Annotated in this window: 7 protein-coding genes and 1 pseudogene; 3 read left to right on the forward strand and 5 right to left on the reverse strand. The window is 66.2% G+C overall.

Annotation, left to right across the window (positions count from 1 at the left end):
• Together bamC and VLR48_RS05070 are read left to right on the forward strand one after the other, a co-directional pair.
• A partial coding sequence (bamC, locus tag VLR48_RS05065; protein WP_325290734.1) for an outer membrane protein assembly factor BamC occupies window positions 1-1,064 on the forward strand: 1,064 nt, incomplete at its 5' end.
• A 12-nt stretch (window positions 1,065-1,076) separates the two neighbouring features.
• Window positions 1,077-1,838: an MBL fold metallo-hydrolase gene (locus VLR48_RS05070; RefSeq protein WP_325290735.1), complete on the forward strand. Its 762-nt coding sequence runs from the start codon at window positions 1,077-1,079 to the stop codon at window positions 1,836-1,838.
• Window positions 1,839-1,920: 82 nt separating this feature from the next.
• Here VLR48_RS05070 and VLR48_RS05075 read toward each other — a convergent pair whose 3' ends face one another.
• The 3 genes from VLR48_RS05075 to VLR48_RS05085 are packed head-to-tail and all read right to left on the reverse strand — an operon-like array spanning window position 1,921 to window position 5,692.
• Complete coding sequence (locus VLR48_RS05075; RefSeq protein WP_325290736.1) at window positions 1,921-4,656, reverse strand: HAD-IC family P-type ATPase; 2,736 nt, start codon at window positions 4,654-4,656, stop codon at window positions 1,921-1,923.
• Window positions 4,657-4,715: 59 nt separating this feature from the next.
• Complete coding sequence (locus VLR48_RS05080) at window positions 4,716-5,003, reverse strand: hypothetical protein (RefSeq protein ID WP_325290737.1); 288 nt, start codon at window positions 5,001-5,003, stop codon at window positions 4,716-4,718.
• A 23-nt stretch (window positions 5,004-5,026) separates the two neighbouring features.
• Window positions 5,027-5,692, reverse strand: coding sequence for an ankyrin repeat domain-containing protein (locus VLR48_RS05085; protein ID WP_325290738.1), 666 nt, complete (start codon window positions 5,690-5,692; stop codon window positions 5,027-5,029).
• A gap of 114 nt (window positions 5,693-5,806) precedes the next feature.
• On the opposite strand from VLR48_RS05085, the gene VLR48_RS05090 reads away from it, so the two are divergent.
• Complete coding sequence (locus VLR48_RS05090) at window positions 5,807-6,181, forward strand: hypothetical protein (protein ID WP_325290739.1); 375 nt, start codon at window positions 5,807-5,809, stop codon at window positions 6,179-6,181.
• Between the two features lie 121 nt (window positions 6,182-6,302).
• Here VLR48_RS05090 and VLR48_RS05095 read toward each other — a convergent pair whose 3' ends face one another.
• Window positions 6,303-6,749 (reverse strand): DUF4399 domain-containing protein, encoded by a 447-nt coding sequence (locus VLR48_RS05095; RefSeq protein ID WP_325290740.1) that lies wholly within the window; start codon window positions 6,747-6,749, stop codon window positions 6,303-6,305.
• Between the two features lie 449 nt (window positions 6,750-7,198).
• A pseudogene (locus VLR48_RS05100) lies at window positions 7,199-7,925 on the reverse strand (ISNCY family transposase); the annotation flags it as partial.

Consider the following 7,925-nt stretch of genomic DNA (forward strand, 5'->3'; position numbering starts at 1 on the left):
AGCAGGAGTCCGGGGAAAATCTCGAGATCCCGCCGGACTTGACCGCCGGAACGTTCGATGACGCCCTGGACATCCCGCCCGCCGGCGGGGCGACCTTCTCGGAATACAGCGGAAGTCGCGCGCAACGCCAGCGCATCGCGGCCTCGGGCGAGGTGCTCCCGGAGACACCCAACGTGGAGTTGAGGCGGCGTGACTCCGAGCGCTGGCTCGAGGTTCAGGCCTCGCCGCAGCAGGTGTGGCCCAAGGTCATCTCCTTCTGGCGCGAGCAGGGCATCCTGTTGGTGGAGCAGAATCCGTCGGTCGGCGTGATGCGCACCGATTGGCTGGACAACCGCGCCGAGATCCGGCGCGATTTCGTCACGCGAATGATCAGCAAGGTCGCCGAAGGGGTCTACGCGACCTCGACGCGTGATCAGTACAGCGTGCGTATCGAGCCCGGTACGGCATCGGGCACCACAGATATTCATCTCACGCATCGCGGGATGGAGGAGCGTCTGGTGACCAACGCCATCGGTGACGGAAGCCGAACCATTTGGGAGCCCGCCGGGACCGATCCCGGCAAGGAAGCCGAGATGCTGAGACGCCTCATGGTCTTCCTGGGTGCGTCCGAGCAACGTGCCGCAGCCGTGGGTCCTGTCTCCTCCGCGGGCAGCTCCGGCGACGCCGGAAGCGGCCTTGCCATGCAGCCCGTCGGCGCTCGGCTGGTCAACGAGGGCGGTTCGCAGACCCTGGTGATCCAGGAGGATTTCCGGCGCGCTTGGAGAACGGCCGGATCGGCACTGGATCGCGCCGGATTCGCCGTGGAAGATCGCGATCTCAGCAGCGGCATCTACTATGTCCGCTACGCGGGGCAGGATGGTGAGTCCGACGACAAGCGCCCCGGCCTCCTCTCGCGGATGGCCTTCTGGAAGAAAAACGAGGTCGATCCGGTCAAGCAGTATCAGGTGCGCGTGCAGGGGGGCGAGACCGAATCGCGCGTGACCGTGCTGGACGCGAGCGGGAAACCCGACACCTCCGAGTCGAGCCAACGGATCCTGACGCTGATGAAGGAACAAATGCGTTAGGCCAGGGTAGAGGTGCGTTTCTGCTCGCTCGGCAGCGGCAGCCGCGGCAATGCCACGCTGGTGGAAAGCGCCGGGTGCCGCGTGCTGGTGGACAACGGATTCAGCCTACGCGAGCTGCATCAACGTCTTCGGTCGGTCGATGTCGAGCCGAACAGCATCGATGCCCTGCTCCTGACCCACGAGCACGCCGACCATGTGAAGGGTGTTTGGTCCTTCGCGCGGCGGCATCGCGTGGAGGTCTGGACAACGCCCGGGACGTGGCGGGCGGTGGGCGCCCCGGAGATCCCGAGGTTGCGGCTGCTCTCCGGTCAGGGGCAGTCGATGCGGATCGACGGCCTGCATATCCGCTCCTATCCGGTTCCGCACGACGCGCGCGAGCCCTGTCAGTTCTTGTTCGAGGCCGACGGGCGTCGCCTGGGGATGTTGACGGATGCCGGCTGCGCGACACCCCACATGACCGAGGTTCTCCGGGACTGCGACGCGCTGATCCTGGAGCTCAACCATGATCCGGAGCTGCTGCGTCGCGGACCTTATCCGCTGAGCCTGCAACGGCGCGTCGCCGGCGACTTCGGCCATCTCAGCAACCAGCAGGCCGCCCGTCTGCTCGATGCCTTGCCGCACCGTGCCATCGCGCAGCTCTGCGTCGCGCATGTCAGCGAGACCAACAACCATCCCGATCTGGTCCATGCAAGCATCCGCGGGGTCTGCGAGTCGCTCGCCGAACGGACATTGATCCTGGAGCAGGATCGGCCGAGTGCTTGGTGCGCGTCTTGACGATCCAGCCGGCTCAGCGTCAGGCCGGGGTGATCAAAGCGAACCCCGCATCCCCGCGCGGCCCACGTCGGAATCCTCCAGCTCAGCCCCGCGCACCTGTTGAATCGCTTCGCAGTCTCGTCCGCCTTGCGATTGCCAGCGCCGCCTTTCTGGCCTCGTCGAGCAATAGCACGCTGGAGGCCACGAGCGCGGCCTTGAGCCAATCCTCGGCGTTCAGGTGGGTGGTCGCGAAGATATTTTGAGCCTCGGGCCAATTCACGACCAGGACTTGGAGTGCGAGGACGGCACCCAAGGCCAACCAGAGTTTGCCGTTTGCGAGGAAGTGGGTGTTGAAGGCGCTGCCGTGCTCGCTGCGGGCATTGAAGACATTGAAGAACTGAAAGAGCACAAAGGTGGTGAAGGCGAGGGTGAGGGCGTAGGCCTCGCCATGGCTGGTCAAGGCATCCTGAAACAGCCAGAGGGTGCCGGCCATCATGGTGGTGCCGTAGAGGCCGAGCAGCGCCGAGCGCTTCAGCGTGAGGATCTGAGAGTCCTGTCGCCGGGGCAGGGCACGCATGATGCCGGGGCGCGCCGGCTCGACGCCGAGCGTCATCGCGGGCGGGCCGTCCATGATGATGTTGATCCAGAGGAGTTGGATCGCGGTGAAGGGTGTCGGCAACCCCATCAGGGTCGCCGCCAGCACGGTGAGGATGGCGCCGATGTTGGTCGAGAGTTGAAAGCGCACGAACTTCACGATGTTGTCGAAGATGACGCGCCCTTCTTCGACCGCCCGGACGATGGTCGCGAAGTTGTCGTCCATCAGCACCATGGTCGCGGCCTCGCGTGTCACGGCCGTGCCTGTCAGACCCATGGCGACACCGATATCCGCGGCCTTGACCGCGGGTGCGTCGTTCACCCCGTCGCCGGTCATGGCGACGACATGGCCGCGCGCCTTGAGCGCCTTCACGATGCGAACCTTGTGGGCCGGCGAGACCCGCGCGATGACGCCGATGCCCTCGATCCGCCGCCCGAGCGTGGCCTCGTCCATCGCGTCGAGCTCGGCGCCGGTGACGACCTCGCCCGTCAGCCCCAGCTCGCGTCCGATGGCCTCGGCGGTGAGCTTATGGTCGCCCGTGATCATCTTGACCTGGATGCCGGCCTGCCCACAGCGGGCAATGGCCTCGGCGGCCTCCGGGCGCGGCGGGTCCATCAAACCGGCGAGCCCCAGAAAGGTCCAGCCCTCGGCCCATCGCCACAGGTCGTCCGCGGGCTCGAAATCACGGGCCGGGATGGTCCGGCGTGCCACGGCGAGCACCCGTAGGGCTTGGCTCGCGAGGTGCTCGTTCTCGGCCTCGATGCGCTCGCGGGTCGCGCTGTCGAGTGGTTGCTCGCCGCTCGCGGTCAGCCAGTGCGAGGCGCGGGCGAGCAGGACGTCCGGGGCGCCTTTGATGAACAACTCGACCTGATCGCCGGCGTGGTGAAAGGTCGCCATGAATTTGTGAGCCGAGTCGAAGGGGATCTCGGCGATCCGCGGGCGGCGCGCCTGCTCGGACTCGGGGTCGAGACCGGCTTTGCGTGCGAGAACCCAGAGGGCGCCCTCGGTGGGATCTCCGATCAACTCGCCGTCGCGCACCCTCGACTCGTTGCAGAGCGCCATGGGGCGGCCTAAGTCGATCGGATCGATCGGATCGATCTCATCGTTCCGCGTGCTCGCCCCGCTCGGATCAATCCGAAGGATCGCGCCCTCGGTCCCGTAGCCGTCGCCGTCGACTGTGAATCGCGCACCCGCAAACCAGACGGCACGCGCGGTCATCCGGTTGAGTGTGAGCGTGCCGGTCTTGTCGGAACAGATGACGGTGGTTGAGCCCAGGGTCTCGACCGCCGAGAGCTTCTTGAGGATCGCCCGGTTCTGGGCCATCCGCCACATGCCGATCGCCAGGGTGACGGTGACGACGGCCGGCAGGCCCTCGGGGATCGCCGCCACCGCGAGGGCCACGGCGGTAATGGCGGCCTGCGTCCAGGGCAGCCCGCGTGACAGGTCGAGGAGGAAGATCAGGGTGACGATGACCCCGGCGATCGCCGCCAACCGCTTGCCGAGCGTATCCAACTGACGCTGCAGCGGTGTCCCGGAGTCCGGCGTCTCGGCGATCAGCCCGGCCAGCCGGCCGATCTCGGTGGTCATGCCGGTGCCGACGACGAGCATCTCGGCCCGACCGCGCGTCACCACCGTGTTCATGTAAAGCATGTTCAGGCGCTCGGCCAGTGGCGGATCGGCTGCGTCCAAGGCCTGCGTGCTCTTGCCGACCGGCTGGGACTCACCGGTCAGGGCAGCCTCGTCGACCTCCAGGTTGGGCGCCGCGAGCAGGCGCCCATCCGCAGGGACGCGATCACCCGCTTCGAGCAGGACGAGATCACCGGGCACCAGCTCAGTCGCTTCGACCTCGCCGATCCGACCGTCACGGCGCACGCGAGCACGGACGGCAACCATCGCCTTCAGCGTGGAGAGTGTGCGCTCCGCACGGTACTCTTGATAGAAGCCGAGCGCGGCATTCAGGACCACGACGACCAGGATGACCACGGTGTCTTTGAGATCCCCGATCGTCCAGGCCAGTGCGGCCGCGAAGAGGAGGACGATCACCAGTAGGTTTCTGAACTGATCCAGGAATCTCAGCCACAGCGGGCGCGACTTGGGCTCGGCGAGTGCGTTCTCGCCGTGACGGCGACGTCGCGCGTCCGCTTCGTCCGTGGAGAGTCCCCGAGCGGGATCCACGTCCAGCACCTCGATCGTCTCGGCGACACTCGAGCGGTGCCACTGTCTCGAATCCGTGTCCACAGTCATCGGCCTTCCCCGGTCTCGGTCACCGGTCTCGCGTACCGGTGCTCAGCCTTCCAGCCCGATCAGTCCTCGGTCAGCCAACCCTGCAGGGCCTCCACGAGTGCCTGGGCCTGGGCGCGGCTGGAGATGTTGAACTTCGACTGCTGTCGGTACTCGCCGCCGCGCTTCTGATAGCGGCGAATCGTATATTTGTCCGCACCGTACGCCTCCTTTGCGCGGTCCCAATCCTGATAGCGAAAGAGGATCGTGGTCCAACTGCCCTTGGAGAGGACGACCTTGTCGATCTCCTTGGTCGTGTCGATACCGTCTTCGGTGTAGTTTACCGTCAGATCTTCGATCCGTTCGGCCATGCGGGCGCTCCTGTGCGTGTCTGTCAGGGGGGTGGGTCGGCCCTCGCACCGTTGCGTTCGAGGGTCGAGACGATAAACCGGGCGTCGCGCCCGGGCGCCGATTCTCGCGCAATCCGCAGCGGCAAGCGACCGTCACCGGTGGCTTGATTCACATCGGCACCCGCGAGGATGAGTCGCCGTACCGTCTCGAGGTGCCCGTTTCGGATGGCGACATGCAGCGGCGCATCCCCGTTTGGATCCGGCTCGTCGAGCTGTGCACCCGCATTGAGGAGGAAATTCAAGGAATCGCGGTCGAGCACGCCCGTCTCGACCAACCCGACCAACGTCGCCTGTGGATCGAGCGGCGCGCCTTGGTCGATGAGCATGCTCGCGACCTGAGTGCGCCCGTGCTCGAGTGCGACGTCGAGCGGCCTCTTTCCCGCGGTGTTCCGCGCCTCGATATCCGCTCCCTTGCGGGCGAGCTCCCGCGTGATCGCGACACGACCGGCGCGCGCGGCGACGTGCAGCGGCGGGTCGCCGTGCGCATCGGGTAGATCGAGGTCGCTCTTCCAGTAGATATGACGCGAGACCTGGTCGATGTCTCCGATCTCGACCGCCCGGTGCAGATTCACGGTCGGCGCGGCAGGTTCCGTACAGCCCGCGAGCGACAAGGCCGCGGTCAGAATCAGCGTCGGAACGTCGTTCTTCATGCTGCCTGCGCTCCGGACTCGCCGCAGCGGGGCCGCCTGTTGCGGTCGTCTGCCCTGACCCCGCAGCGCGCGTATGGGCTGCCCCAACCGGCCGGTCGTGCTAACGTAAACGCCATGATCTGGAAACTCCTCCTCACCGCTGCCGTCATTTTCGGGGCCTATCTGGTGATCCGCGCACGCATCATGCGCTCTCGCGAGGCCGCCGGCCTCGTGGCGCCGCGTCCGCCGCTGATTCCCCCGGCGCTGATCCGCCCGCTCGCCTACGTCCTACTCGGGATCATGTTGATCGGGAGTCTGTCGCTTCTTGTTCGGGATTGGGGCCGCGATTGGGAGATCATCCCTGTTCAGGTCGTCAATGCCAACACGGGAGAGGTCACGCACTACGAGGTCCGACGCGGCAGTGTCGACGGCCGGCGATTCGTAACCTCCGATGGCCGAGAGATCCGTATCGCCGACGTCGAACGCTTGGTGATGGGCACCGACCGCTAGACCAACAGCGTCCGGTCAGCTTATCGCGACGTTCCCGGACGGGTCGACGTGTCGAACGCAGAGGGTGCGAACCCCGCCGGGCGCCCGGTCCGTGGCGCACGGAGGGCCTGCGGTGGTCGGTCTACTCGACCGTGACGGTGATCCGCTCCGAGATGATCGGCGGATCGTGCGGGATGTGGTTTTTGTCGCCCAGGATGATCTGCAGGGTGTGCTCGCCCGGCGGCAAGGTGACCTCGGTCTCGGTCTGACCGCCCCCGAAATGCAGGATGTCGGCGCTGATCGGTTGATCGAGCGGCGGCAGGCTGTCCATGTCGACCAGTAGATGATGATGTCCCGTCTTGGGGAGATCGGCTCCCGCCGGTGCAACTCCCATCCCCGTGAGTCCGAACCGCACCACGAAGGTTTGCGGCACGGTCGACCCGTCCTCGGGCGTGATGATGTAGGCCCGGGCGTCCTCGGGTGCCGGGGTGCGCTCGACGGCGCCGACCGCGCCCGGTGCGCCGAGGGTTAGGCCGGCGGCGATCAACAGGGCCGTGACGGGCAGCCCGGAGATTTTCTTCGTCTTCATCGGTGTCCTCCTCTCATGGTTTCGGACAGATTCGGAGGCGTCGTGCCCCCGTAAAAGAGTCAGGAGCCCCGGCAGTGATTTCAACCTCGGCCGCGTCCAGACCGGGGGCGATGTCTCGGTCGGGCTCCGCAGCGTGTCGTGCTGCCCGTCGCGAACATAAGCGTCAACTTAAATTGACAACTACCAATGACAATTAAAGTTGACAATGCTCGTACGTCTATAGGAGTATCCCTCAGAGATAGTGCTCGACCGAAAACCCCGTTTTTTCCCGCCCCGGCACCCCGTCCTGAATGGCGGGACGGGGCCAGCGTATTCAATTCAGCCTCATTCGATGCGTATTCGCGCAATCTAGACGCCTGAATAAGAATGACTCGCATCGCCGCCAGACTGCAGGCGCACTGCAGGCGCACCACTCCCGTCGGGGTCGGTATCCAGCCCGATCGACAGGGTCAAGCGGCGCGTCGTCGGCGCTGTCGTTCCCGCTCGCGTCGCGCCTCGTCGGCCTCCTGCGCAAGCAGCAGCGCGCCGATGCGCTGGAGGTTGCGCGCCACCACCGCCAAGGCGACGTAGCGCTTGAAGCCGTCGATCCCGTGATCGCGACAGCGGTCGAGCCCGTGGACCTCCAGCGCGTTGATGGTGGACTCCACGGCGGAGTGTTTGCGGCGCAGCTGGATGAAGCGCGGATCGCCTTCGCGTTCGCGCTCGGCGGCCGAGCATTTGCCCTTTTTGGGCAACACCGGAAAGTCGATCACCTCGGCCAACCCGCGTTGGTTGGCGGGGCTGTGAAAGCCCTTGTCCATGCTCGCGCTGGCGAGCGTCGGGAAGCGCGCCACGATCTCTTCCACCAGGGGCACGGCGACCTGATCGTCGGTGATGCGCTCCATCACCCGATGGTGCAGGATGAAGCCGTGCTGGTCCTCGCCGATCGCCACGCGCAGACCCAGCTCCACCGGCACACCGGCCTTGCCTTTGCTGATCCACTCGGTGTGGGGCTGGAAGATCGAGAAGACCTTCTCGGCATGCGGGATGGTCTGACCGCACAGCACGCGGCGCCGGATCTGGTCGATCTGCCGCTCGCCGTGGGCGATGAAGGCATCCAGCGGCGCGAGCTGGACGTGCGGCAACGCGGCGATCAGGTGCAGGCGGATGCGCGTCTCGCGCGCCCGCATCAGAAAG

The sequence above is a fragment of the Thiocapsa sp. genome (assembly GCF_035467215.1).
Lineage (GTDB): Bacteria > Pseudomonadota > Gammaproteobacteria > Chromatiales > Chromatiaceae > Thiocapsa.

Bases quoted from the DNA above. Each gene is read 5' to 3' on its own strand.
- VLR48_RS05095 (WP_325290740.1), bottom strand. From the start codon at position 6,749: ATGAAGACGAAGAAAATCTCCGGGCTGCCCGTCACGGCCCTGTTGATC.
- VLR48_RS05080 (WP_325290737.1), bottom strand. From the start codon at position 5,003: ATGGCCGAACGGATCGAAGATCTGACGGTAAACTACACCGAAGACGGT.
- VLR48_RS05085 (WP_325290738.1), bottom strand. From the start codon at position 5,692: ATGAAGAACGACGTTCCGACGCTGATTCTGACCGCGGCCTTGTCGCTC.
- VLR48_RS05075 (WP_325290736.1), bottom strand. From the start codon at position 4,656: ATGACTGTGGACACGGATTCGAGACAGTGGCACCGCTCGAGTGTCGCC.
- VLR48_RS05090 (WP_325290739.1), top strand. From the start codon at position 5,807: ATGATCTGGAAACTCCTCCTCACCGCTGCCGTCATTTTCGGGGCCTAT.